The following is a 24,551-nucleotide window of genomic DNA, read 5'->3' as shown; positions in this document are numbered from 1 at the left end:
ATCAGTCCGCCAGACAGCCGAGAGCAGCCGGCAGCATGGCGGGCGACTCGACCCCGAGCCACTGCGTCAGCAGGCTCAGGTCGGGGTCGTCGCCGGAGGCCGGAGGGACGACCGCAAGGCGGCCCTCGTATACGATCCCGGCACCTCCGTCGACGGTCACCTCACGCCCGACGAGATCCGCAAGGAATCCTGCCCCGCAGCCCACGACGCATGGCCGATCCAGCTCCCGGCTGACCACCGCGGCGTGCGAGGTGGAGCCACCCAGCTCTGTGACGATCGCTCGGGCGACGACCATGCCGTGCACGTCGTCGGGGTCGGTCGTAGGCGTAGCCAGCACGACGTCCTCGCCGGCGTCCGCATGGTCCTCGGCTTCGTTCGCGCTACCGACGACCAGGCCGACCCCCACGCCCGGGCACGCCGGCTCGCCCTTCGCCACGACGGTGGCGACCGCGGCCGCTGCGGGATCGACCCTGGGCCGAAGCATGGCAGCGACGTCGCCAGGCGTAAGCCGAGCGACCGCCTCCGAAGTGGTCAGGATCCCCTCCCGTTGCATCGAGACAGCGATGCGCACAGCTGCCTCGGCAGAGCGCTTCGCGGACCGCGTCTGCAGCAGCCAGAGCCGACCCGACTCCACGGTGAACTCCACGTCCTGGACGTCACGGGCGTCGGCTTCCAACCGCTGCGCCGCCTCAAGCAGCTCCGCGTGAATCTCGGGCATGCTGCGCGCGAGCGCATCCAGAGGGAGTGGCGTGACCCGCCCGGAGACGACGTCCTCGCCTTGCGCCAGCGGCAACCACTCACCCAGCGGAACGCAGGTGCCACTCAGCGGATTGCGCGTGAACAGCACCCCCGTGCCGGAGCACTGGTCGAAGTTGCCGAACACCATCGCCTGGACGGTCACTGCCGTCCCACCGCCGTCGGGAAGGCCGTGGTGACGGCGGTAGGCCGTCGCACGCGGAGACATCCACGACCTGAACACAGCCTCGGCCGCCGCGAGTAACTGCTCGAAGGGGTCCTCCGGCGGCGCGGCGCCGACGACCTTCTCAAACAGGTGGAGGAACCTGACACCCACGTCGTCCGCCACCTCGGCGCCATGCTCCTTCGCCAAGGCGGCCAGGGTGGTGGCCGTCGTGCCGACGTTGAGGACCGTGTCCATCATGCCGGGCATGCTGCGGGCTGCACCCGAGCGCACCGACACGAACAGCGGGCTCTCCGCGCCGCCGAACGAGCGGCCCAGGACGGATTGCAGGTGTCGCACCCCGACGTCGAGCGCCTTGGTCGCCTCTGCGGAGAGTGCCCCGTCCTGCAGTGTCGTACGACAGACATCCGTCCCCAGGGTGAAGGCGGGCGGCACCGGCAACCCCAGCCGGCGCAGGTGGTTCACAGCCCACGCCTTACCACCGACGAGGTCGCGGTCGAGCTCAACAGAACCGTCGAGCAGGATTGGTTCCACTAGGCCCGGCCCGCCTTGGCCTCGTCCTCGCGATCCAGGCCGAGCAGCCCGAGGAGGTCTTCATGCAGCTCGAACCAAACTTGGTGGTAGCTGTCCACGAGCGGGTTGGCCAAGAAGCGGTGGTCCGCATCCAGCCGCGCAAGGGCTGCAGCCAGTCGGCGGGAGTATGTCGCCAGGCGGGGCACTTCCGCAGCGATCCGCTCGACCAGCGGCGCAGCCACAGCGTGCACCGCTTCGACACGACCCAAGACCTCCCGGTCGTAGTCAGCGTCGGAGTGGTCGTTCACTGTCCCGCCGGGACGCAACTGCCAGGCGGTGACTACCTCCTTGAGCGCGTGATTGGGCTCGTCGAACTCGGCGTAGAGCCCGGTCAGTGCGCCCGCCCCGGCTGCCTCACGCTCCTCGCCGAGCAGGGACGCCAGTCGCTCCCTGCCCTCTGGCGTGAGGCGTGCTCCAGCGGCACCCGCCTTAAGGAGTCCACGAGCCTCGAGCTCCTGCAGGAGCGCCTGCCCTTCGTCCCCCACGAACACGGCCGCAGTCTCGGGCGTGAGCCGTCCCTTGAGCCGCGCTCCTTGGAGCAGCGCCAGCTCGGTCGAGGTGGTGTCGGTCATGGTCACGTGCATCTCCGGATAGGGGGTCGCGTCGTGAGCAGCGCGACCGGGGACGGCTGCGGCGTGGCGCCAGACGCACGGACCCACGGACCCACGGACCCAGGGACCCACGGACCCACGGACCCACGGAAAGATCTAGCGAACCAGGCGGACGGGCAGACTAATGGGTCCGCGCGCGAAGGCCGGGCGGTACGAGGGCGTGAAGCCGGCCTGGGAGACCTCGAAGGTCGTCAGCTGACAGATCGCCTTGATACTGGCCTTGATCTCTCGGCGCGCAAGGTGGTTGCCGAGGCAGCGGTGAATGCCGGCGCCGAAGGCCACGTGCGAAGAAACGTTCTGGCGCTCGAAATCGAGGGTGTCCGGGTCCTTGAACTGCGCGGGGTCGCGGTTGGCTGCAGCCCAGTTGAGGAGGACGCGGTCACCGCCGCGCATGGGGCAGCCGCTCATCTCGACGTCCTCGGTAAGCGTTCGGCCCGCTGTCGGAACGGGCGATTCGAAACGGAGGAACTCGTCGACAACGCGGCCGAGGCGCTTGTCGTCAGCGGTCGCGAGCTCGGCGCGCAGAGCCTGGTCGGTCGCGAGACGCACCGCGATGCTGCCCAGAGCGCCCATCGTCGTCTCCATGCCAGCCATGATCATGAGATTCAGCGTCTCGATGCGCTGCTTCTCGTTCAGCTCCAGACCGTCGTCGCTCCCCTCCAACCCCATGTGCGCGATGACACCAGCGAGGTCGTCACGCCGACCCTGCTCACGGCGCTCGACGAGCAACTCGGCGCCCCACGTGAGCAGGCGAGGAGCAACCTCCAGCGCCTTCTCAGGCTGAGTCAGGAGGGTGTTGAGCACCTCGAGCACCCAGCCGATCTCCGATTCCTGCTGCTCGAGGTAGGTCTCGAAGAACACGATAGGAGGCAGCACCTGCGTGAACTCCGAGATGAAGTCGACCTCGCCCCTGGCGACGCAGCGGCCGAGCAGCGTGTCGACCTTCTCCTGGATGCCTGCCTCGCCGGCCTGCTGGGCCTCCGCCGTGAAGAACGGGTTGAGCAGACGTCGGATGCCGCGGTGCAGTGGAGGGTCGGTCTCCAACGGGATCATGCGCAGGATGTCGAGGTCGAACTGCACGGGGGCCGCACCCTGAGCGTTGCTGAAGGACTTCCAGTCCGTGCTGGCCGCCATGACGTCGGCGTAGTCGCTGACCACCCAGAATCCGGCGGCCTTATCGCTCCAGGGCTGGTCGCTCCACACGACCGGGCAGCGGTTACGCAGGTCGTTCATCCTCGGCCAGAAGTCGTCCGCCAGGGTCGGATCCAACGGCGTGAAGTGGACGACTTCCTGAGGCTCGTTCTGCGTGGCCCCGGTGGAGCTCGTCATGGTCATCCTCCTGTGAGTGGCCGGCATGGCAGGGTCCGTTTGCGGTCGCCGAGCCGCTTGCGACCCGCTCTGACCTCTGCCTGAGCATGTGTATCGTACATCACATTCTAATTTCGTCAAGATTCTGTGCCAGGTTCGCCAACTTGTTCAACGCCATGGACAAGGCATCAAATCATATTTAGAATCTATCGAGCGACGCTACGTCGCCACGTCCACGCGATGAGGAGACGATCCAGTGCCAAAGGTGACCTTCCTACGTCCCAGCGGTGACGACATCGCCGCCGATGTAGGTGACGGCACCAGCGTCATGCAGGCGGCTGTCGCACACGGCGTCACGGAGATCGTCGCCGAATGCGGGGGGACGCTCGCCTGCGCGACCTGCCACGTCTACGTGGCCGAGGAGCACCTCGACCGCCTGCCGCCCATCAGCAACGACGAGCAGGAGATGCTCGACTTCACCGCCGCCCCGCGTGAAACGGGCAGCCGGCTCTCGTGCCAGCTGCCTCTGGGTCCCGAGCTGGACGGCATCGTGGTCCGATGCCCGGAGACCCAGTACTGATGGGCTCTTCGACGGTCATAGTGGTCGGTGCCGGCCAGGCCGGCTGTCAGGTTGCGTCGTCACTGCGCGAGGAGGGCTTCACAGGCCGCATCGTCCTCGTTGGTGCAGAGGCTCACCTGCCCTACCAGCGACCTCCGCTGTCCAAGGGTCACCTGACCGGCAAGGCCTCGCGTGACGCCCTGTGGCTGCGGCCGGAGTCGTGGTTCGGGGAGCAGGGCATCGAGGTGCGTACCAGCACACGCGCCAAGCATCTGGATACCGACGGTCGCAGGGTCCTGCTTCAGGACGGCGAAGCCTTGGAGTACGACGATCTTGTGCTTGCGACCGGCGCGAGGAACCGGCTGCTCCGGCTGGAGGGTGCCGACCTCGAGGGTGTGTTGTCCCTGCGCACCCTGGATGAAGCCGACGAGGTGAGAGTTCGCCTGGAACAGGCTGCGCGCGTGGTGGTCGTCGGAGGCGGCTTCATCGGCATGGAGGTCGCAGCGACCGCAGTGCAGCTGGGGAAGAACGCGACGGTCGTCGAGGTCGCCGACCAGCTCATGGGCCGTGTCCTGTCGAGCCACACTGCCGCGTTCCTTCTGCAGGCTCACCGGGCACGCGGTCTCAAGGTCGAGCTGACGACCACGGTCAGCCAGATCGTCGGTGTGGCCGGCCGCGTCGCCGCTGTCGACACGACGGACGGCCGCCGTCTCCCTGCTGACCTCGTGCTGGTGGGCGTGGGTGCAAGCCCCAACGTGGAGCTCGCCGAGCAGGCTGGTCTCGAGGTGGACAACGGCATCGTGGTCGACGAGTTGTTGCGCACCTCGGCGCCGCATGTCTACGCGGTCGGGGACTGCGTCTGTGCCCCGAATCCGTTCGCAGGTGGGACGCGTGTGCGGCTCGAGTCCGTCCAGAACGCGACTGCGCAGGGACGGCGCCTGGCAGCCACATTGACCGGCTGCCCTGAGCCCTTCAGCTCCGTCCCGTGGTTCTGGAGCGACCAGGCCGACCTCAAGCTGCAGATCGCCGGGCTCACCACGGGCCATACGGAAGTAGCCGTAAGGGGAGACGTCAGCAGCGAGCGCTTCTCGGTGTACTGCTTCTCGCAGGGGCGCCTGCTGGGCGTCGAGTCGGTGAACTGCCCAGCTGACCACATGGCGGCTCGGCGGCTGCTCAGCGGGTCGACGTCGCTCTCCCCACAGGACGTGCGACGGGACGACTTCGACATCAAGCGCGCGTCCACCGCCGGCTCAACGCCGGCCGCCCCCTGACCTGCAGGTCAGGGGGCGGCCGGCGGAGTCAGGATGGACTCACGTAGCCCGACGCTCGCTCCTCGCGATGACCAGACCCAGCGCCTCGAAGTCGATCGTCTCCGCCGTGATGCCGCGCTCGCGAAGCTTGAACTTCTGCACGCGGCCGTTGACATTTGCCGGCAGAGCGTCGAGGAACTCCACATAACGGGGGACCGCGTAGTACGGCAGCGTGGTCCTGAAGAAGTCGAAGAGCTCCTCGGGCCCGACCGACTCATCCGGCTTGAGAACGATGCACACCTTGATGTCGTCCTCGGACAGCTCTGACGGCACCGCGTGGACTGCGACCGCTGAGAAGGCAGGGTGCTTCATCAACGCTGCTTCGAGCTCGAGCGAGGACACGTTCTCCCCGCGGCGCCGCAGCGAATCCTTCTTGCGGTCGACGAACCAGAAGTACCCGTCCTCGTCAACGCGGCCGCTGTCTCCGGTGTGGTGCCAGAGGTTACGGAAAGTCTCGACGGTGGCCGCGTCATTGCGCCAGTAGCCGGAGAACAGGCGATAAGGCTCCTCCGCGCGGACCACGATCTCACCGGGCTCTCCCGAGGGCACCTCGACGTCATCCTCATCGACGATCTTGACCTGCAGGCCGGGCGTCAGCTTGCCCATGCTGCCAGGCTTGCGCATGCCACGAGGGTCGCCCAGCAGCGCTGGCCAGCACTCGGACTGCCCGAAGACCTCAGCGAAGGGCTCGATGCCGAAGCGCTCCGCGAACTGTTCGACGAGTGCAGGGGTCGACGGCATGAAGGTGATGTGGCGCAGCTTGTGCTGCTTGTCCTCCGGACGCGGCGGTGTAGTCATGATCGCCATACCCATGGCGCCCATGCCCATCGCCGTCGTCGCACCCGTCTCGCGGATACGGGACATGTAGCCGGACGCGCTGAAGGACGGCTCGACGATGACGGATCCTCTGACGGCCAAGGCGGCGGCCACGAGCCAGGTCTGGCCACTGAAGTGGAACAGGGGGTTCGCACCGAAGACAACGTCGCCCTCGGCGTACCAGCCAAAATCGATAAAGACGTTTACGAGGTTGCAGTAGTACCCGTGCGTAATCGTGCAGCCCTTCGACGGACCCGTGGTCCCCGACGTGTAGATGACGGTGCACACATCCGCGGGCGAGAGGGCCACCGGGTCGAGGGGCCGAGCCGAGCCCTCAAGCGACGCGAACGGCGTGAGGTCGGGCAGCGACGTCGTCTCAGGGGGTTCCCCGACGACCACCAAGTGTTCGATGCCGTCGAGCTCAGGCAGCACGGGCTGGAGCATCTGCAGAGCGGCGGCATCACCGATGTAGACGCGCGGTGTGGTCTGTACGAGCTGGTGCCGCAGGAAGCCGCCACGCAGGTAGGTATTCAGCGGGACCTGAATCGCCCCCGTCTTGGCGATCGCGTAGATGAGCACGATGTACTCGATGCGGTTGGGAAGGTTGATCGCCACACGGTCACCTTTACCGACGCCAAGGCCCTGAAGGGCAGCCGCCACAGTGTCCGAAAGCCGGTCGAGTTCCCCGAGCGTCATCCAGGGGCTCGCGCACTGCACGAAGTCCCGATCGGGGTCGCGCACAGCTTCGTCCCGCAGCCAGTCGCCTAAAACCTTGTAGCCGGAGCCCTGCTCCGCCGCCAGCGGCGCGGGCTGCTCAGGCAGCGCTTCGGTCATGGTGGTCACGTCTGCTCCTCGGCTCTCAGTGTCCGACGGGACGCCACTCTCGGCACGGTCGGCGACCCCCGGTTGAATCTACGTTGATTTCGAATCAGGTCAAAGGGTGCACACTTGTGCGTCAGTAGCTCTTGGGCAGGCCGAGGACGTGCTGCGAAATGTAGGCGAGCACGAGCTCCTGGGGAAGCGGTGCGATCTTCATCAGTCTGGCCTCGCGCCAGTAGCGGGCCACGTGGTACTCCTCGGCGTATCCGAAGCCGCCGTGCACCTGCATGGCGACGTCGGCGGCCTGGAAGCCGGCATCCGTGGCGAGGAACTTCGCCATGTTGGCCTCAGCGCCTGCCGGCAGGCGCTGATCGAGCAGCCAACCGGCCCGACGGGTGACCAACTCTGCGGCCTGCAGCCGCGAGTGCGCTTCGGCGAGCGGGAACGCGATGCCCTGGTTCTGCCCGATGGGTCGTCCGTAGACGACACGATCGCGCGCATAGCCGACCGCCCGGCGCAGCGCAGCACGCCCGATGCCGAGCGCTTCGCTGGCGATCAGGATGCGCTCGGCGTTGAGGCCGTCGAGCAGGTACCGGAAGCCCGCTCCCTCTTCTCCGACCCTGTCAGACACGTGGACGAGCAGGTCGTCGTAGACCGTCTCGCACGAGGCGACGGCGTTACGACCCGCCTTCGGGATGGGCCGGATCGTCACGGCCGGGTTCTGGAGGTCGGCCATGAGCAGGGTCAGTCCCTCTGTGCGGGTGCGCACCTGCTCGACCGGGGTCGTGCGGACCAGCAGCAGCACCTTCTCCGACTCGAGCGCCTTGGAGGTCCAGACCTTCTGCCCGCGTACGCGGTAATGGTCCCCCTCGAGCCTGGCCGACGTCCGGATGGCGAGCGTCTCGGTACCGGCGTCCGGCTCGGTCACGCCGAAGGCGACGTGCAGGTCGCCGCTCGCCACCCGCGGAAGGTACTTCCGCTTGAGCTCCTCACTGCCATGCAGGGCGATCGGGTGCATCCCGAAGATGGACAGATGGATCGCGCTGCAGCCGTTCATCGCGGCCCCGGATGCAGCTACCTCCTCGAGGATCACCGACGCCTCCAGCAGCCCCCGCCCACCTCCGCCGTACTCCTCCGGGATGGCGATGCCGATCCAGCCGCCCTCGGCGAGGGCGGTGTAGAAGTCCCAGGGGAACTCGTGCTTCGCGTCACGCCCGGCCCAGTACTCGTCGTCGAACTTGCTGCAGATGCTGCGAATCGCATCGCGGATCAGCCGGAGGTCCTCAGCCTCGGTGAAGTCCACTGTGGTCCTGCTCCTCTTCCTCGGCGGTCACGCGTACTGGAGTGACTTGAGCTCGTAGAACTCGAGCAGCCCGTGTATTCCCAGCTCCCGACCGATACCCGACTGTTTGAAACCCCCGAACGGGGCCTGGGCGTTGAAGAACGAGCCGTTGATGTCGACCTGTCCGGCACGGATGCGGCGCGCCACCCGCGCCGCACGAGCGGTGTCCTGCGACCACACACCGCCCGCGAGCCCGTAGATGGTGGAGTTGGCGATCCGGATGGCGTCGTCGTCATCATCGAATGGCATGATCGCCAGGACGGGACCGAAAATCTCTTCCTGGGCAATGGTCATCCCTGGCGTGACGTCAGAGAAGACCGTGGGCTTGACGAAGTAGCCGACGGAGGTTTCCTCGGGCTGCTCCGGCCCCCCGGCGACCAGTCGGGCGCCTTCATCGAGGGCGCCGCGGATGAAGCCACGGACCGACTCCTGCTGCCTCTGAGAGACCAGCGGCCCCATGTTCGTCGCCGGGTCGAGAGGGTCGCCCAGCCGGTAGCCGGCCACCCGCGCCTTCACCAGCTCCTCCACCTCGGCAAGCCGCCCGTGCGGCACAAGCATGCGCGTCCACGCGGTGCAGGTCTGCCCGCTGTTGGTGAAGCAGTTCGCGACACCGACCTTCACGGCCTGGGCAAGGTCGGCGTCGTCGAGGATCACATTGGCGGACTTGCCGCCGAGCTCCAGGGCCAGCCGCTTTATCGTCCCTGCCGCGAGCGCTCCGATCCGACGGCCGGCCCGGGTGCTGCCGGTGACGTGGACCATGTCGACGTCCGGGTGGACGACCAGCGGTTCCCCCACCGACTCCGCAGTACCGGTGACCAGGTTGAAGACGCCCGCGGGGAAGCCCGCCTCGTCGACGGCCTCCGCCACGACGAAGGCGCTGAGCGGAGCCACCTCCGACGGCTTCACGACCGTCGTGCATCCCGTCGCCAGCGCAGCTCCCACCTTGCCGAGCACCTGCTGCAAGGGGTAATTCCACGCGGTGATGCACCCGACGACGCCGAGCGGCTCACGGATGACGACCGACGAGCCGATCTTCTCCTCGAGCGAGAGCTCCGGAAGCAAGGCTCTGTAGTGCGCGAGAGATCGGCATGGCGCCTCTGCCTGCAGGAGCCGGGACACCCGCACCGGAGTACCGACCTCGGTGGTGATGGTTTCGGCGAGTTCGTCCGTGCGGGCTGTCAGCGCCTCCTCGAGGCGTCTGATCAGGTCCAGGCGCTCATGCAATGGTGTCGCGGACCAGGCCGGGAACGCCTGCTTCGCCGCCTCGACAGCGCCGTCGACGTCGACAGCATCCGCGTCGGGGACGAGCCCGACCACGGCCCCGTTCGCCGCTCCGTGGACCAGGAGCTCACCCTGCCCGTGCGGCCGCCGCCATTCACCTGCGACATACAGCTCGTCACGTACGACGACCATGGGCCCTCCTCCGTGTCAGCACCACGTCAGCGTGGGGTCTTGGCGTGCAGACGCCGCATCTTCACGAGCCAGGCGTCGTGGTCGGCAGCCTTGCCCTGGAAGTACCTCGGGACGTTCGGATGGGTGAGGATCAGGAACTCCTCCTTGCGCATCCCGTCGACGATCGACTGCGCAGCGTCCTCTGGCGTCACGGCACCCGCGACGGCGAACCACTCGCCCTGGGCACCGCGCAGCATGTCGGTCTGGACGCCCTCCGCCACGATGCAGGACACCTTGATGCCGGCGTCCCCGTAGTGGATGGCGAGCCACTCCGTGAGACCCACCGCCGCGTGCTTTACGGCCGTGTACGGCGCGTTGCCAAGTGCGGTCAGGAGGCCGCCCGCGGACGCGTTCTGGACGAGGTAGCCCTCACCCCGCTCGAGCATCTGGGGTAGCACCGCGCGCGCAGCGTAGACCTGCTGCATCACGTTGACCTCCCAGACCTCCTGCCAGGCGGCGTTGGACGCCCATGGGTTGCCACGCTCCTGCAGCGGGGTGGTGCCGTCCCAGGGCTCTCCCCACAGGACACCTGCGTTGGACACGAAGACGTCGACACGCCCGTGCTCGCGGGTCGTGGCGTCGACTAGGTCGATGACCTGGTCCTCCACACGCACGTCGCAGGGGTGACCGAGGCAGCCGAGCTCATCGGCGACCCTCATGGTCCCCGGCGGGTCGATGTCGGAGACCACAACGGTCGCCCCTTCTGTGGCGAACCGGCGGCTCATGGCCGCGCCCATCCCCCGCGCGCCGCCCGTGACGACGACGACCTTGTCCCTCAGGTCCACGATCGGGTGCGCTCTGCTCAGGCGACGCCGACAGGCAGGCCTGTCAGCTTCGCGGTGTTGTCCCACAGGATCTTGCGCTCGGCGACCGGGTCGTTCAGCTCAGCGGTGATCTTTTCGTACTGTCGCGGCTCGGCGAGACCCTCGGGGTGCGGGTAGTCGGACCCGAAGAGCACGTGGTCGGGTCCGAGGTGCCTGACGACCTCGAGCAGGTCGTCCTCCCAGAAGGGCGCGACCCAGACGTGCTGCTTGAACTGCTCGACCGGGTCCGAGGAGAAATACCCAGGCTGTTGGAAGCCCGCGCGGTTGAGCCCCGCCAGCAGGAGAGGGAGAAACTCTGCGCCGTTTTCCACGGACGCCACATGGAGGCTGGGGAAACGCTCGAACAACTTGTCACAGACGAGGGCACCCAGGTAGTTGCCGATCGCCCGGTCGTGACCGACCGCGACCTCGAGCGGTGGGGCCACCCCGCCGATGATGTTGCCGTGGTGGTCCACGTACTTCTCGAGGCCGATGCCTCCGACCTCGCCGACGTGCGGGATGAGCGTGGCGCCCGCTTCGGCGAGGCGAGCGAAGATGGGGTCGAACCGCTTGTTACCGGGGCTGACCCACCCGTCTTCGGTGTACACGGCCTGCGGCCGGACGACGAAGATGCGCGCTCCGTTGTCGAGACCGTGCTCGACCTCCCCCACTGCGGCGCCGACGTCCCCGAAGGCCAGGTAGGGCGCGGTGAAGATGCGGTCTTGGTAGTTGTAGCCCCAGTCGTCGAGGAGGAAGCGGTTGAATGCCTTGAACGCGACGGCCGCCGCTGGCACGTCCTCCTGCAGACCCTCCTCGATTCCCATGCCGAGGGACGGCAGTATCCAGACGCACTGGATCGCCTGCTCGTCCATCTTGCGGATCCGGGCGTCCCGGTCGCGATAGTAGGCCGGGATCGGCTCGCGCTGCGCGAGGTACTCCGACAGCAGCTTGCCGGCCTTGTTGCCCCGGAAGTAGTCGGCCATGACACCGGGCTTGACGATGGGGTCGAACGTCGGGTTCGTCACCGTCCTGTCGACCTTGCCGCCGACGATCAGTCGTTTGCGCCCCTCGATCTCGGCCAGCTGCACTGTTCGCTCGGCCCATTCCTTGGGCCGGTGCCTCGTGAAGGCGTCGAGCGGCTCGTAGTAGTGCTGGTCGCAGTCGAAGACAGGCGCCTTGGCGTCATCGCTCATGTAACTCTCCGAGGAATCATGACCGCACATTGCGCGCGCTCATCGCATCGATTTCTAATTCTATGCTGAATTTGAGTGGCGTCAACCAGGGATGCCGGGCACGAAGAGAGCGTCCACAACAACCCCGCCGTCGCCGCCGACGAGGGCCGGGTTGACCTCGATCTCCCGCAGCCGCGCCGTGTTGAGGAGGTCGGCCATCCGGTGCAGCGTGCGATGCACCCATCCCAGGTCCACAGGGTCGGACCCTCTGAAGCCGAAGAGCAGGTCCGCCGTGCGCAGGCGGCTCAGCGCCCGGCGGAGGGTCTCCTCGTCGCAAGGCAGCGGGACGGACTCGACGTCCCGCAGGACTTCGACGGCTGCCCCACCAAGGCCGATACTTCCGAAGACGCCGAGACGGCCGGCGTTTCGGACGGTGAGGACGAGCTCGACACCGCCCGTGGCCATGGCCTGCAGCAGCCACTGCCGAGCGCCCCGAACCCCTTCCTTGCCGGCTCGCTCCTGCATCACGCCGAGCGCCGACACCACGGCGTCTTCGCTCCTGAGCCCGACGGCAACGAGCCCGAGCTCGGTGCGGTGCTCCACGTCCTCGTCGCCGATCTTCAGCACGACCGGGTACCCGAGCTCGGCTGCGGCCTTGGCTACTGCCGCGGGGTCGTCGCCGAGCACGCGCATGGCGACGACGTCGACGCCTTGCTCGGCCAACCGTTGCAATGCGGCGGCTCCGCCTTTCGCCGATGGGGATCCGGCGGTATGATGATTGACAACTACTGCCTCTCCTATGGTCGTACGCTCGGGTCCCAGCAGGGCGCGGACGAGCCTTCCGAGGTCGGACGGCTTCTCGGCGACCAGGACGCCTCGCGCGCGCAATTGCTCGATGTATGGACGCAGCGCATAGCCGCCATACCACAGCACGACGAAGGGCTTGCCGCTCTCGTCCATCACCCTGAGCACGTCGTCGACGCTCTGCTGGTTCCAGCCCCGTGCGCCCATCGGGAAGGGGACGCATAATGCCTCGACGGCAGGATCCGCGGCCACGGCAGACAAGTAGCTGCGGAAGTCTTGCGGCATCGACCCGGGACCCACATCGAGGGGGTTGTGCGCCGCGACGAACTGCGGAGATCGCTCCTTGACCTTCTCGAACGTCTGCTGGGAGAGCGCCGGGAACACGACACCCGCCGACGCCAGCTGCTCGGTAGCAAGCACGGCCATCCCCCCGGAGTAGGCGACCATGCCCCAACGCCTGGGAAAAGATGTCGTCGTGGTACGGACAGCACCGAGAACCCACAGGTCGTCCGGGTCGTCGACGACGGTGACACCGAGAGCGCGCAGGAGCCCGAGCTCGAGAGCGCCCCTGCCCACGATCTTGCCGGTATGGCTCGCCGCGGCCTGCTCACCAGCGTCCGTGCGGCCGCCGAGATAGGCCACGAGGCGCTTGCCGGCGGCGTGGAGCCTCTCGACGGCCTGGGAGAACAGCGCGCCATCACGGATGGACTCGACATAGAGGGCCACGGTGTCAACGTCGGGATGCTCGGCGAAGAACGCCACGAAGTCGGGGATGTCCATGTCCCGCTGGTTGCCCGTACTCACGATGTGCGAGATGCCGACGCCTGCCAGACGGGCCCGCTCGACGACGGTGCTGCCGATCGCACCGCTCTGCGCGATCATCGCGAGGCCGCCAGGTACGATCGGCTCCCCCTCCGTCAGCACCGACGTCATACTCATCGCCAGCCCACTGCGCACAGTGACCAGACCAGTGCTGTTCGGCCCGACCATGGCAATGCCGTGCTCGCTCGCGAAGTCGAGGAGAGACTGCTCCAAGGCCAGGCCGTCGGGTCCCATGTCCGCGAAGCCGGCCGTCAACACGAGAGTCTGCGTTACCCCGATGTCGGCGCACTCCTGCAGGACACCCAGGACGTGCCGGGCCGGCACCGCGACCACGACCACATCGGGTACATGGCCGATGTCGCGCAGCGATGGGACAGCGCGCCGGCCGTCGACTTCGGTCGCACTGGGATGGACCACAGTGACGTCACCCTGGTAGCCGTAGACCCCGAGGTGGTCGAGCACCGCGCGGCCTCCTGCCTTGTAGGCTTGGGCCGAGCTGGTCGACACGCCGACGATGGCAACGGAGCGGGGTTCAAGGAACGTCCTGGCCACGTCCGGACGCAGCGTGTTCCGCCGTGCTGTTGTGGGAACTGCTTGGTCAACCGACATGGTCGCTGTCATGCCTTTTCTCGAGGGGCGGTCAGGCCGTGGGGTCGCCGTCGCGCCAGGTCCGGAACGGCAAGTTCACGAGGCTGCGTGTCTGACCGCCGTAGGCGACCAGCTCGGCCTCCGGCGGCAAGGAGAACCGCGGGATACGCGAGAAGATCTCCTCAAAGGCGATGCCCATCTCGAGCCGGGCCAGGTGACTGCCCAGACAACGGTGGCTGCCGGCACCGAAGATCATGCTGCGCTCGGGCTTGCGGTCGAGCACAATCTCGTCGGCGTCGACGAAGACATCCTCGTCACGGTGCGCCGAAGCCAGTGGCACGACCACGCGGTCGCCGGGCTTCAGCTCGGTTCCCCCGATCGTGTGCGGCTTCACCACGGTTCGGCTCATGTGGACGATCGACTCGTAGCGCAGCAGCTCCTCTACGGCGCTCGGGATGAGGTTCGGATCTGCGGCGATCCTGTCCTGCAGGTCCGGGCGCCGTGCCAGGTGCATAAAGCTGAAGCCGAGCGCCGTCGTCACCGTGTCGAGGCCCGCCAGCACGAGCACGTAGGCGAAGTTGAGGATCTCTCGGTACTCCAGGGTTCGGCCGCCGGACATCTGGGCCTTGATGAGGACCGAGATGATGTCGTCGCCCGGCTTCTCGAGACGCTCGTCCAGCAGCCCCTTCAGGAAGTTGTGCAGGGCCTTCCCGGCGTCGATGCGCGCCTTGGTCTGCGCGTCCGTGTCCCCGTGCTGCACCCCTGCCGTCGTGGTGTGCAGGATAGTTCCTGCCCAGTCGCAGAGCTGGTCACGCTGCTCGACGGAGAAGTCGAGGCCCACCTGCCGCAGGAACACCGCGCTGGGCAACGGCTTGGCGAACTCCTCCATGAAGTCGAACTCGCGCTTGGCAACCATGCCATCGACGAGCTCACGGGCGAACTGCCTGACCGCAGGCGCGACGTCGGCGACGGCATTGGGGCGGAACAGGGGATCCACCACGGTCCGATAACGTCGGTGGTCCGGCGCGTCCACCTCCAGCGGGATGAGCGCGCGGCTGTGCCCGGGCGTCGGCGGTGTGTCCGCTGGCCACGACGAGAAGGTGGCCCCGTCGTGGAGGACCTCTGAGATGTCCTCGAACTTCGAGAGAATGTAGAAGCCGCCGTAGTTCTCCGTGTGTGCGACCGGGCACTTCTCGCGCAGCGCCGCATAGCTGGGATGTGGGTCAAGCGCAAAGACGGGGTCGTAGTGGTCGTAGTCGTGGCCGAGCACCGCCTGGGCGGTGCACCGGCTCGTCTCCTGCACCTGCTCGCTCATGCCGGTACCCCCCCCGTCATCAACTCTGTCTTCGCGGCCGCTGGCCTGTCGAGCAGTCCCGCGACCGCAGCCGTGTCCTTGTAGAAGACGTCCACCCTGCGAATCAGCCCGTCCCTCACGTCGTACAGGTCCACGACATCGAGAGGGATCATGCGCCCCGTGCTCCGCGCAGCGATGGTCCCGCTGACCCGGACGAGCACACGGTCGCCGGCAGCACTCACTTGCGGAGCGTCGAGGCGTACCCGGTAGTCGCGCCCGACTGCGCGCAGCACCCCCACGAGCCCATCCTTACCCTCCCAGTCACCGCCAAAGGCCAGACTCGACGCCTCGGAGAAGAGCAAGTCGTCGGCCACGAGCGACAGGCAGGTCTCGATATCCCCTACCGCGAGGCAGCTTGTGAAACGAGTGACGATCTCAACGTCGTCCGCGCCGGCTTCCATCGTCACGCTCCTCCAGACAGCGCTCCTCGGAGCGCCTTCGCTGGCCGTTGCGGGGTATACGGCAAGGCCGTATGTTTCAGGAACACTTTCTACTATGAATTCGATTCGACGTCAACGCGTCGCCGGAGGTCATCATGGAGGCCCGCACCCATGCCTCACGCGTTCGACTAACCGCCCTTGCGCTCCCGCCTGCCGCTGGCACAAGCTCCGATGACGGTGACAGGCACCTGGCTCCGGCGTCCTGGTGCGGGACCAGGAGCGGCTATAGCACAGCAGAGCCCCATTGGATCCCCGCACGCAGCAAGGCCTGGTTCACCGGTCAGGACCGCAGCTTCTACGTCGTCCGGCTCGTAGGAGCCGCTCTCAGCGCCATCAGGGAGACGCTATGATCAATTTTACCGCCGAGCAGGAGGAGCTTGCTCAGCTCGTGCGGCGCTTCGTCGCCGAACGCGCGCCGCTGTCGCACCTCCGGCCGTTCCTCGACGACGGCGGCCACGACACGACGGTCTGGCAGCAGATGTCCAAGGAGCTCGGACTCCCTGCGCTCGCCGTCCCCGAGGAGCACGGCGGTATGGGGTATGGGCCCGTCGAGCTCGCGGTGGTGCTGGAGCAGCTGGGCGCCGGTCTCTACAACGGCCCGTTCTTCTCGAGCGCCTGCCTCGCCACCGGCGCCCTACTGCTGGCCAGGACGCGGGACGAGCTGGACGATGTCCTGCCCCAGCTGGCTAGTGGTGAGCAGACGGCAGCCCTTGCTCACGCTGAGCCGGGTGGGAGCTGGAACGGCGCCACAGCGACGACCACGTGGCGTCCCGACGGCGAGCGCGCCCGTGTGAGCGGCACCAAGGCGCTGGTCGTCGACGGCGCGACGGCAGATCTGATCGTGGTGACCGCAGCGCGGCCCGATGACCCGTCTGCCCTGTCGCTGTTCGTCGTCAGCGCTGACGTCGACGAGGTCCGGCGCCGTCGGCTGCCCACCCTCGACGCGACGCGCGCTCTGGCCAGCATCGAACTGCGGGACGCCCCTGGGCGCCTGGTCGGTGAGGAGGGCGAGGCTGGGCCGGTGCTGCGCCGTGCGCTGCAACAGGCTGCCGTCCTGCTCGCCGCGGAACAGCTCGGCGGTGCGCAGCGATGCCTCGACATGGCCGTCGCGTACGCCGGGGTGCGAGAGCAGTTCGGGCGGGCCATAGGGAGCTTCCAGGCGGTGAAGCACCGGCTCGCAGACACTCTCCTCGAGGTCGAGACCGCCCGCTCCGCGGTGCTCTTGGCGCTCACCTCGTGGGTGGCCGGCGAGGACCTTGGCGAAGTCGCGAGCCTGGCCCGAGCGCACTGCTCTGAGGTCTTCGCCCGTGCCGCGTCGACCAACGTGCAGGTACACGGAGGCATCGGCTTCACCTGGGAGCACGACGCGCACCTGTTCCTCAAGCGCGCCAAGGGGTCCGAAGCCCTTCTCGGGAGCCCGTCCGCACACCGCGAGCTGCTCGCGGCGGCCCTCGGGCTGGGCGCCTAGAGCACCGGTCAAGTAGTGCGGAGCCCACCCACAATTACCCGCACGGACCATGATCCAAACGATTTTGTCGGTGTGCACGCCTTGTCGGCCAAATTAGCGTACACATCGACAAAGTCGCGCCGATCTTCTCGATGGCCGGCACTCATCGACGCATGTCACCGTTCGCCAAGCCACGCATGGTTACATGACCGGCGCTCTAGTTATTCTGTCCCGTGAGGTTGGGGACACGGCTGGCGGACGGATGACCTCCGAGCGCGGTGTGGCAGCGCTGGTGATTGTAGGTGTGCAGCCAGCCGGGCAGCGCAGCACGGCGTTCGGTCTCGCTGGTGTGGACGCGTGCGTAGGCCCATTCCTCGAGCATGATCCGGTTGAACCGTTCCACGGTGGGATCAGCGGGGCAGGGCGACGCCCGCCGCCTCGCGATCCCACGTCGCTTCCGTGTTCGGCCTGTCACGCAGCTCGAACTTCCGCACCCGCAGTGTCTGGGTCTTCGGCAGCTCGGCAACCACTTCGACGAACCTCGGGATCATGAACCGCGGCAGCCGCGGAACGAGGAAGCCAATCAAGTCAGCTGGATCGACAGCGCGACCTTCGACAGGGACGACGAAGACCTTGACCTCGTGCTCGCCGAACTCCGCCAGCACGCCGACGCACGCGACCTCAAGGACATCCGGGTGCGCCATCACCTCGGCCTCCACCTGGAAGCTGGAGATGTTCTCGCCCCGCCGCCGCAGGGTGTCGCGCATGCGGTCGACGTAGAAGTAGTTGCCTTCCTGATCGCGTCGGAACGCATCGCCGGTGTGGAACCAGCCGTTGCGCCAAGCCGCCACCGTGGCCTCGGGCCGCCGGAAGTAACCGACGTTCATCTCCCATGGCCGGTCCGTGCGGACCACCAGTTCGCCTATCTCACCGATGGCCACCGGAAGATCGTGTTCATCGACGATACGCAGCTCAACGCCGGGCCGTGGCCGCCCGACGCTGCCCGACACGATCTCGGCCCCGGGCAGCACCAGCAGCGGTGAGCTGATCTCTGTCTGACCGTAGACGGAGCACAGCTGTGCCACCCCGAACCGTGCGCGGAACGCGACGGGGTCGGCGACCATCGGGGCCAGCACGGCTACCCGCAGCCGATGCGCTCGCTCGGCCGCGCTCGGTTCCCGAGACAGCAGGAACGCCGCCATGGTGCCGACAAGCAACGAATGGGTGGCCCCGGTCTCCGCGACGACATCCCAGTAGCGGGAACCGGCGAACTGCTCCCGCACGGCCATACTCGCCCCTGCGGAAAGGCAGACCAGTGCGGTCATCTGTCCGCTGACGTGGAACAGCGGAGTGTCGACCAGCCAGCGATCGGCGGCGTTCAGACCACCGGCCTCGCCCATAGCGTTGACCCCGCCCATGTACGTGGCGAGATACGGGGTCAGGACGCCTTTGGCCGGACCGGTCGTGCCGGAGGTGAAGTTCACGGCGTGCACGTCCCAGGGCTCGAGGGGCGGGTCGAGCACGGGTTCCGTGACGGTCCCGGCGCGCAGCTCAGCAGGGGACACCGGGATGAGGTCAAGCCCGAGCCCGACCAGCCGCTCACCGAGGACACCGTCGGTGACGATCACCGAAGCGCCCGACTCGGCGCAGACATGCCGGAGGCTCTCCCCACGGTAGGCGACGTTCACGGTCACCATCACCGCGCCCAAGGCGCTGATCCCCCACCAGGCGCGCAGCCAGTCGAGCCCGTTCGGAAGAAAGAGCAGAACGTGCTCACCACGGCCGACTCCACGTGCTGCCAGTGCCGTCGCCGACCGGTAGGCTTCATCAAGCGCCTGCTCCCAAGTCCATCGCTCGTCATCGGGGCCGAGCACGCAGAGCGCATCTGGCTGCTCGGCAGCGTGTCGTTCCAGGATGGCTGGGGTCACCACGTGGTCGCGGGCAGGAAACGCCTGTTCTGCTGGGTGCAGCGACGTCGTCATGTCGTCTGACCTCGCTGTCTGTTCATCGGCGCCACCTCTCACGCCGGCCGGCGCCAGCCTCCACCGCGGCGGACAGCCGTGCCTGCAGCTCCGGCTCGCGGAACCCGATCAGCTGGAACCAGCCCGCGGTCCCCTCGATCGTCCGGCCATGCTTGGCTCCGTGCGCGATCATTGTCGTGCCGAGTGCCGCACGCAGGATCGAGCTCGTCATCCCTGCACCCACCGGCGCACCTCCTTCGGAGGTCGGACGCCCGTTCACTGGATCGGGAACGGCCTGTGCATGTTGATGACTTCGGTGGAGCCTGGATTCCACGGGATTTCGTAACGAACGTGATCGGCCTCCGTCAGGGACTCGCGAATGGCCTGCTGCGCCTTCAGCGGCAGGGTGTGCAGCATCTTCATGACCCGGTCCTTGCGCCGCTGGACGGCGCGCCGCTCGGGTAGGCCTGCACTTGGCTCGTACTGCGGATCGACGAACGAGATGTCGTCCCGTGCCTCAGCTCCCTGCTTGCGCAGCTGCGCCATCTCAGCTTGCATCTGTGCAGAGTCCTTCTCCTCCGACATCCCGATGGGCCCGACCCGGCGGCCCTGCAGGAACTGCTGGACCACGGGTTCCTCCGAGGTCAGCAACACCTCGCGGGGCCCGAACATCACGAGGTTGCGGCGGAACAGCATCCCGATGTTGTCCGGCAGCTGCCGCGCCGTACCCAGGTGATGCGTGACGATCAGGAACGTCGAATCCATCTGAGTGTTCAGGTCGACGATGAGCTGGTTAAGATAGGCTGTACGAACCGGGTCGAGCCCCGAGTCCGGTTCGTCGACGAGCACGATCTCCGGATCGAGCACGAGCGCTCTGGCCAGACCGGCGCGCTTGCGCATACCGCCGGAGATTTCTCCCGGGAGCTTGTTCTCCGCACCCGTGAGCCCGACCAACTCGAGCTTCTCCATAACAATCCTGCGGATCTCGGACTCGGACTTACGGGTGTGCTCTCGTAACGGAAACGCGGTGTTGTCGTAGACGTCCATGGAACCGAACAGCGCACCGTCCTGGAACAGCACGCCGAAAAGCTTGCGCAGCTCATAAAGCCGATTCTCGGAGCACCGGATCAGATCGGTGCCGTGGATGACGATGCTGCCTTGTTCGGGCTTCAGCAGACCGATGATAGACTTGAGCAACACCGATTTGCCGGTGCCCGACGGCCCGAGCAGCACACTGATCTCGCCAGGGGGCAGGGTCAGCGTGACATCACTCCAGATGTTCGCCTTGCCGAATGACTTGCTCAGGTTCTTGATTTCGACCTCAACACCGGCCATCGATCCTCCTGTACGTGGTCCTGCACGATGAACGTCGGCGTTCACACCGGGGTGAGCTCGGCGACCAGCCACTGCCCACCGACCCGTTGGAGGATCATCCGGACCCGGCTGCCGTTGAGCACAGGATCCTTACTGGCCGCCGATTGCGTAGTCTGGTTGAGGAAGAGCAGCAGGGTCACCTTGTCGGGACCGTCAGCGGAGACGACCGAGGACGTCGCGATGCTCGTCTGGGTCGTCACCTGCTGCTTGACCGCAGCCGGTATAACGGTGTCCCGCATGAGCGCGGCGTATTCGTCCTTGAAGTGCCCAGTCAGCAGATTGTCACGTTTTCCGAGGTCGGAAGCCGAAGAACGGTAGTCGTAGGACAGCAGGGTCACAACCATCTTCTCACCGGTCGTCTTGCCATCCGCCCTGGCCTGCTCAATCGTGGTGTGCCGACCGGTCACCAGCACCAGGATGACCAGCCCAGCGGCGAGTACGACCGTGAGCGACCCGAGCCCGATGAGAGCCGTTCGCGGATACCGATGCGCGGTTCGCCAGATCGCCCGGGGGACTCCAATCATGCCGCGTCCCAGCGTCTCGACCATCCGGGCGATTACCGACGCCACCTTCCGTAGGGCCCTCACGGCACGAAATCCACTCGTGAGACCAGCCAGGATCCGTTGCCGTGATGTTCCATCTGCAGCGCCATTCGGTAGGTCCTGACCTCGCCGTTCGGCACCGCCGTGTTCCGCACGGTGGACTGCACGGCCAGAATGATGTGTGCGGTGTTCCCATTGATGTCCTGCACGCCGGCCTCGGTGACCTGGCCGGTCGTGACGACCTGGTTCTGCTTGACCACATCAACATAGGAATCGAGGTTCTGGGTGAACAGATTACGGAAGTCGCCGGTCGCGCCCGAGATGAGCCTGTTGACGTCCGCGTCCGCGGTGTTGAAGTTGATCGACGTCAGGTTCAGCGCCACCTGACGGGCGGCGTCCACAGCATCGTTGCGGCGGGCATCAGCGGCGCGGTCGTTCTGCCAGCGCAGGCCGAACACGACCGTGGCCGCCACAAGCGCGACAACGAGCACCGACAATGCCACCAACGCTATCCGGAACACGCCCCCCCGCTTGGGCGGATGCAATCCTTTGGCCGCGGATGCCGGCGTCACCGAGTCCGGATCGTCCTGGTCTGAGAACTCGCCGCCACCCTCGTCGCCCGCGAATGCCTCCTCCGGCTGCTCTTCGGTGAGTGTCCGGGCCTCATCCTCGGTCTCCACGTCCTTGGTCTTGGACCTGGGCTTGCTCTCCGCCGTATCTTCGGCGGGCGCCTCGGCATCGTGCTCCGCCGGGGCCGCCGGCTCGTCGTGGGTCAACAACGTCACTGCTCGGCCGGAGCGATCAGTAGTCCTTGCCATGTCAACTCCCTCTGCTGGGGCGGTGGTGATCCGACGGCCCCGAGCACCGTGAGGGGACCCTCGAGAATGGTGATCCCGCCGAGACCGGTCTCACCGGGAACGAACACGCCCTTCCCCGTAACCGGCTTTTCGCCGTCGCCCCGGCACTCCTGGATCGTCCCTGCCCGCCGTCCAGGCGGAGAACCCGGCTCGAAGCACTGCAGGTTGCGCGCTCCCCGCGCCACTCGCGGGTCATTCTGGGGCAGCTTGCAGTACGAGTTCGCAGGCAGCTCTTCATCGCTGATGACGCTCGACGGACGCGGACCGCCCGGCTGGCCCTCCGGTATCCACCCGTCCATACACACCGGCGGGTTGACGTCGGTCTCAAGGTTGAACTTGAAGACCCCGGGCGAGAGGTACTCGGGGGCCGTCGTGAGGTTCTCGACTGTCAGCAGCGGAAACACGACGAGGATCTGCTCGATGGGAGCGTGGTAGGCCTTCGCCAGCTTGGCCAGCACGTCGCTGCTGCTGAGTAGGGTCGGCGTGGTCAGGCTCAGCTCCTGGAGAAGGTCGCCTGCCCGCCCGGCCGCTGAGGGCACGCTCGCCAGCATCGCCCGGATCTGCGGGTCGTCCTTTGCAAGCGTCCCGGTGAACGACGACAGGTCCCCTGCCCATTGCCGGATGGACGGGTCGCTTTGCCGGATGGCGTCCAGCAGAGCCGGGACGTTCTGGATCAACTGACGGGTCGGCTCGTAGTTGGCGTTCGCGGCATCCAGCAGTTTCTTGGTGTTGTCGGACAGCCGCCCGAGATCCGGACCAAGCCCGTCGAATGCCGCGGCGGCCTCGTCGAGCACGGTGGTGAGGCTGTGCGGGTTCAGCGACGTGACGAGGTCGTCCACGCCGTCGAGCACGGACGCGATCGGGGACGGGATGCTGGTCTGCCGCATGTCGATCCGATCTCCGTACCGGATCGGAGGGCCGGGGTGCGCGGTCGGGACGAAGTCGACGTACTGCTCGCCGATCGCCGAGACGCTGTGCACCTCGACCCGGCTGTCGCGCGGCGGTGCCTTGTCCTCATCGATGGACAGCGTCGCCCGGACTCCCGTCGGGACGAGGTCGATCTTCTTGACCTTGCCGACGGTATAGCCGCGGTAAGTGACGTTCGCGTTGGGATAGAGGCCTCCGGTCGACGGGAAGTCGGCCGTCACCTGGATCTGGCCAACGCCCAGGAGCGTCGGAACCCGAACGTATACCAAGGTGATCATTAGCATCGCAACCAGGGTGAGAATCGTGAACACCACAAGCTGGACACGCACGAATCTAGTGATCATCAGCCTGCTCCCCCACCCAAGAGCCCACCGAGGAGACCTCCGAGGCCGCTGTTCGGTTGCTGTGTTGGGGGCGGTGTCGCCGAAGACGGGGCCGGCGGCCTGGCCGGTTCCGCCCCACGTTGATCCGGCGGTACCGGATTGGTGCCGCCTTCGAGCGCCGGTCCGGTGACGCCGGGGACGCCGTTCGGCAGGACCGGCGCCGTCAGCGGGTTCACCGCCTGGCCGGCCACCCCCATCCCAGCCGCAAGCAACTTCTCTATGTTGCCCAGCTGGCCCGCGAACGGCGTGCCGGTCAGGAAGTTGCGGTCGAGTGTGCCGAGGCTGAGGTCGAGGGTCATGTAGAAGTTGATGAAGTCGCCCTTGATGACGTCGCCGAACGTCTTGAGCGGGAACAAGGCGGTCCCGATCATGTCCAGGGAATTGGTCAGGGACTGGCCCGCGTCGGCGAGCCCCTTCAGCGGCGGCCCTATGTTGTCGATGTTCTGGGCCAGCGCGTCGCCGCCCCGGCTGATCACGTCGTGCGCGGCGCCGCCGAAGTTCGACAGCGACTGCAGGGTGTTGACCAGGTTGACCCGCTCCCGGTTCAGCACGTCGAGCGCGGGGGGCAGGTTATCGAGCGCGGACTGGATCTGCCCGTTGTAGGACGCCAGGTTGCCGGCCATCCGGTCGAGCCCGTCGATCGCGTGGACGATGTCGTCCTTTTGCTTGTCGAGCCCGGTGACGAACGTGTTCAGCTGGGTGAGCAGATCACGGAACTGCGGTTCTCGTCCGCCGAGCGCCCGGTTCAACTCCGTGGTGATCGTCTTGAGGTGCGCGAGCCCGCCGCCGTTGAGCAGCATCGCGACCGAGGCCAAGAGGTCCTCGGTGCCGGTGTACTTCCCGGTCTGGGCGAGCCCGAGGGTCGAACCCGGCGCGAGCCTGCCGGTCTCACCGTCCGCGGGACGGTCGAGCTCGATGTACTTCGCGCCCAGCAGGCTGGCCTGACCCACCCGAGCCGTCGCGTTCGCCGGCAGCACCACGTCCGGGTTGAGGCTGATCGTGACGAGGGCGTGCCACCCGTCGAGCTGGATGGACTTGATCGTCCCCACGCTGATGTCGTTCAGCCGGACCGGGTTGTTGGGCACCAGATCGCCGACATCGGCCATCTCGAGCTTCACCTCGTAGGAGCCCGGCCGCGAGCCTTCCGAACCAGGCAGGGTGAAGTCGTTGAGCCCCTGATAATTACAACCGGTAAGCACGAGGCCCACGGTCACGGCAAGGACGGGCCAGCACAGCAGCCGCCTCATCATTTACCTCCAGACGGCGGGACGAGCAGACCACCCAGGCCTGGCAGGCCCAAGTCGGGCAACAGCCCCTGGTTGTTCGCGGTGCCGTTCGGCGGTGGGTCGACGCCCGGCCGTTCGGTGG

Annotated in this window: 21 protein-coding genes and 1 pseudogene; 3 read left to right on the top strand and 19 right to left on the bottom strand. The window is 67.0% G+C overall.

Translation table 11 applies throughout. From position 1 onward, the window contains the following. Position 1: 1 nt before the first annotated feature. From DD1DGNOD_RS11735 to DD1DGNOD_RS11725, 3 genes are all read right to left on the bottom strand, one after another. Complete coding sequence (locus DD1DGNOD_RS11735; RefSeq protein WP_131767404.1) at positions 2–1,453, bottom strand: pyruvate, phosphate dikinase; 1,452 nt, start codon at positions 1,451–1,453, stop codon at positions 2–4. Beyond that, on the bottom strand, positions 1,453–2,064 hold the full coding sequence (locus tag DD1DGNOD_RS11730) for a MarR family transcriptional regulator (RefSeq protein WP_131767439.1): 612 nt from the start codon (positions 2,062–2,064) through the stop codon (positions 1,453–1,455). Before DD1DGNOD_RS11730 ends, DD1DGNOD_RS11735 begins: the two co-directional genes overlap by 1 nt. A 135-nt stretch (positions 2,065–2,199) precedes the next feature. Next, on the bottom strand, positions 2,200–3,432 hold the full coding sequence (locus DD1DGNOD_RS11725; protein ID WP_241251600.1) for a cytochrome P450: 1,233 nt from the start codon (positions 3,430–3,432) through the stop codon (positions 2,200–2,202). Between the two features lie 235 nt (positions 3,433–3,667). On the opposite strand from DD1DGNOD_RS11725, the gene DD1DGNOD_RS11720 reads away from it, so the two are divergent. Further along, entirely contained in the window at positions 3,668–3,991 is a 324-nt protein-coding gene (locus DD1DGNOD_RS11720) for a 2Fe-2S iron-sulfur cluster-binding protein (RefSeq protein ID WP_131767402.1), read from the top strand. Continuing rightward, on the top strand, positions 3,991–5,241 hold the full coding sequence (locus tag DD1DGNOD_RS11715; RefSeq protein WP_131767401.1) for an NAD(P)/FAD-dependent oxidoreductase: 1,251 nt from the start codon (positions 3,991–3,993) through the stop codon (positions 5,239–5,241). Before DD1DGNOD_RS11720 ends, DD1DGNOD_RS11715 begins: the two co-directional genes overlap by 1 nt. Before the next feature lie 39 nt (positions 5,242–5,280). Here DD1DGNOD_RS11715 and DD1DGNOD_RS11710 read toward each other — a convergent pair whose 3' ends face one another. From DD1DGNOD_RS11710 to DD1DGNOD_RS11675, 8 genes are all read right to left on the bottom strand, one after another. Next, entirely contained in the window at positions 5,281–6,930 is a 1,650-nt protein-coding gene (locus tag DD1DGNOD_RS11710; protein WP_131767438.1) for an AMP-binding protein, read from the bottom strand. A 121-nt stretch (positions 6,931–7,051) separates the two neighbouring features. Continuing rightward, the gene (locus DD1DGNOD_RS11705; RefSeq protein ID WP_131767400.1) at positions 7,052–8,218 is read right to left on the bottom strand and encodes an acyl-CoA dehydrogenase family protein; all 1,167 of its coding nucleotides are present in this window, start codon (positions 8,216–8,218) and stop codon (positions 7,052–7,054) included. A 27-nt stretch (positions 8,219–8,245) separates the two neighbouring features. Next, entirely contained in the window at positions 8,246–9,670 is a 1,425-nt protein-coding gene (locus tag DD1DGNOD_RS11700; protein ID WP_131767399.1) for an aldehyde dehydrogenase family protein, read from the bottom strand. Between the two features lie 26 nt (positions 9,671–9,696). Further along, entirely contained in the window at positions 9,697–10,494 is a 798-nt protein-coding gene (locus DD1DGNOD_RS11695) for an SDR family oxidoreductase (RefSeq protein ID WP_131767398.1), read from the bottom strand. A gap of 17 nt (positions 10,495–10,511) precedes the next feature. Further along, complete coding sequence (locus DD1DGNOD_RS11690) at positions 10,512–11,705, bottom strand: amidohydrolase family protein (protein ID WP_131770111.1); 1,194 nt, start codon at positions 11,703–11,705, stop codon at positions 10,512–10,514. A gap of 81 nt (positions 11,706–11,786) precedes the next feature. Further along, positions 11,787–13,931, bottom strand: coding sequence for an acetate--CoA ligase family protein (locus DD1DGNOD_RS11685; protein WP_241255664.1), 2,145 nt, complete (start codon positions 13,929–13,931; stop codon positions 11,787–11,789). Between the two features lie 19 nt (positions 13,932–13,950). Next, complete coding sequence (locus tag DD1DGNOD_RS11680; RefSeq protein WP_131767397.1) at positions 13,951–15,213, bottom strand: cytochrome P450; 1,263 nt, start codon at positions 15,211–15,213, stop codon at positions 13,951–13,953. Continuing rightward, complete coding sequence (locus DD1DGNOD_RS11675; protein ID WP_131767396.1) at positions 15,210–15,653, bottom strand: nuclear transport factor 2 family protein; 444 nt, start codon at positions 15,651–15,653, stop codon at positions 15,210–15,212. Before DD1DGNOD_RS11675 ends, DD1DGNOD_RS11680 begins: the two co-directional genes overlap by 4 nt. Positions 15,654–16,038: 385 nt before the next feature. Between DD1DGNOD_RS11675 and DD1DGNOD_RS11670 the strand changes: the two genes are divergently transcribed. Next, positions 16,039–17,160, top strand: coding sequence for an acyl-CoA dehydrogenase family protein (locus DD1DGNOD_RS11670; RefSeq protein WP_131770110.1), 1,122 nt, complete (start codon positions 16,039–16,041; stop codon positions 17,158–17,160). A gap of 196 nt (positions 17,161–17,356) precedes the next feature. Here the strand turns inward: DD1DGNOD_RS11670 and DD1DGNOD_RS11665 are convergent. The 8 genes and pseudogenes from DD1DGNOD_RS11665 to DD1DGNOD_RS11630 form a co-directional block, all read right to left on the bottom strand. After that, a pseudogene (locus DD1DGNOD_RS11665) lies at positions 17,357–17,542 on the bottom strand (integrase core domain-containing protein); the annotation flags it as partial. 7 nt (positions 17,543–17,549) lie between these two features. Beyond that, on the bottom strand, positions 17,550–19,121 hold the full coding sequence (locus DD1DGNOD_RS11660) for an AMP-binding protein (RefSeq protein ID WP_131767395.1): 1,572 nt from the start codon (positions 19,119–19,121) through the stop codon (positions 17,550–17,552). 22 nt (positions 19,122–19,143) lie between these two features. Continuing rightward, the gene (locus tag DD1DGNOD_RS11655; RefSeq protein WP_131767394.1) at positions 19,144–19,332 is read right to left on the bottom strand and encodes a DoxX family protein; all 189 of its coding nucleotides are present in this window, start codon (positions 19,330–19,332) and stop codon (positions 19,144–19,146) included. A gap of 44 nt (positions 19,333–19,376) precedes the next feature. Then, positions 19,377–20,435: an ABC transporter ATP-binding protein gene (locus DD1DGNOD_RS11650; protein ID WP_131767393.1), complete on the bottom strand. Its 1,059-nt coding sequence runs from the start codon at positions 20,433–20,435 to the stop codon at positions 19,377–19,379. A 41-nt stretch (positions 20,436–20,476) separates the two neighbouring features. Continuing rightward, the gene (locus DD1DGNOD_RS11645; protein WP_131767392.1) at positions 20,477–21,061 is read right to left on the bottom strand and encodes a hypothetical protein; all 585 of its coding nucleotides are present in this window, start codon (positions 21,059–21,061) and stop codon (positions 20,477–20,479) included. Beyond that, positions 21,058–21,834 carry a hypothetical protein gene (locus DD1DGNOD_RS11640; RefSeq protein WP_131767391.1) on the bottom strand — a complete coding sequence of 259 codons (777 nt, stop codon included), beginning with the start codon at positions 21,832–21,834 and terminating at the stop codon, positions 21,058–21,060. Before DD1DGNOD_RS11640 ends, DD1DGNOD_RS11645 begins: the two co-directional genes overlap by 4 nt. After that, a complete protein-coding gene (locus DD1DGNOD_RS11635; RefSeq protein ID WP_131767390.1) occupies positions 21,798–23,144 on the bottom strand; it encodes an MCE family protein in 1,347 nt (448 codons plus the stop codon). The genes DD1DGNOD_RS11640 and DD1DGNOD_RS11635 overlap by 37 nt, the downstream gene beginning before the upstream one ends. Beyond that, entirely contained in the window at positions 23,144–24,433 is a 1,290-nt protein-coding gene (locus DD1DGNOD_RS11630; protein WP_131767389.1) for an MCE family protein, read from the bottom strand. The genes DD1DGNOD_RS11635 and DD1DGNOD_RS11630 overlap by 1 nt, the downstream gene beginning before the upstream one ends. Positions 24,434–24,551 lie beyond the last annotated feature (118 nt).

Origin of the sequence: Candidatus Protofrankia californiensis, from assembly GCF_900634765.1 — a bacterium.
GTDB classification, from domain to species: Bacteria; Actinomycetota; Actinomycetes; order Frankiales; family Frankiaceae; genus Protofrankia; species Protofrankia californiensis.
The sequence above is the reverse complement of the archived record's forward strand: the minus strand, read 5'-3'. Positions and strand labels throughout refer to the sequence as shown.

Excerpts from the sequence above, each read along its gene's own strand:
- DD1DGNOD_RS11640 (WP_131767391.1), bottom strand. The coding sequence starts at position 21,834 with ATGGCAAGGACTACTGATCGCTCCGGCCGAGCAGTGACGTTGTTGACC.
- DD1DGNOD_RS11680 (WP_131767397.1), bottom strand. The coding sequence starts at position 15,213 with ATGAGCGAGCAGGTGCAGGAGACGAGCCGGTGCACCGCCCAGGCGGTG.
- DD1DGNOD_RS11675 (WP_131767396.1), bottom strand. The coding sequence starts at position 15,653 with ATGGAAGCCGGCGCGGACGACGTTGAGATCGTCACTCGTTTCACAAGC.
- DD1DGNOD_RS11715 (WP_131767401.1), top strand. The coding sequence starts at position 3,991 with ATGGGCTCTTCGACGGTCATAGTGGTCGGTGCCGGCCAGGCCGGCTGT.
- DD1DGNOD_RS11630 (WP_131767389.1), bottom strand. The coding sequence starts at position 24,433 with ATGATGAGGCGGCTGCTGTGCTGGCCCGTCCTTGCCGTGACCGTGGGC.
- DD1DGNOD_RS11670 (WP_131770110.1), top strand. The coding sequence starts at position 16,039 with ATGATCAATTTTACCGCCGAGCAGGAGGAGCTTGCTCAGCTCGTGCGG.
- DD1DGNOD_RS11700 (WP_131767399.1), bottom strand. The coding sequence starts at position 9,670 with ATGGTCGTCGTACGTGACGAGCTGTATGTCGCAGGTGAATGGCGGCGG.
- DD1DGNOD_RS11655 (WP_131767394.1), bottom strand. The coding sequence starts at position 19,332 with ATGACGAGCTCGATCCTGCGTGCGGCACTCGGCACGACAATGATCGCG.
- DD1DGNOD_RS11635 (WP_131767390.1), bottom strand. The coding sequence starts at position 23,144 with ATGATCACTAGATTCGTGCGTGTCCAGCTTGTGGTGTTCACGATTCTC.
- DD1DGNOD_RS11660 (WP_131767395.1), bottom strand. The coding sequence starts at position 19,121 with ATGACGACGTCGCTGCACCCAGCAGAACAGGCGTTTCCTGCCCGCGAC.
- DD1DGNOD_RS11730 (WP_131767439.1), bottom strand. The coding sequence starts at position 2,064 with ATGACCGACACCACCTCGACCGAGCTGGCGCTGCTCCAAGGAGCGCGG.
- DD1DGNOD_RS11685 (WP_241255664.1), bottom strand. The coding sequence starts at position 13,931 with ATGACAGCGACCATGTCGGTTGACCAAGCAGTTCCCACAACAGCACGG.
- DD1DGNOD_RS11690 (WP_131770111.1), bottom strand. The coding sequence starts at position 11,705 with ATGAGCGATGACGCCAAGGCGCCTGTCTTCGACTGCGACCAGCACTAC.
- DD1DGNOD_RS11650 (WP_131767393.1), bottom strand. The coding sequence starts at position 20,435 with ATGGCCGGTGTTGAGGTCGAAATCAAGAACCTGAGCAAGTCATTCGGC.
- DD1DGNOD_RS11710 (WP_131767438.1), bottom strand. The coding sequence starts at position 6,930 with ATGACCGAAGCGCTGCCTGAGCAGCCCGCGCCGCTGGCGGCGGAGCAG.
- DD1DGNOD_RS11725 (WP_241251600.1), bottom strand. The coding sequence starts at position 3,432 with ATGACGAGCTCCACCGGGGCCACGCAGAACGAGCCTCAGGAAGTCGTC.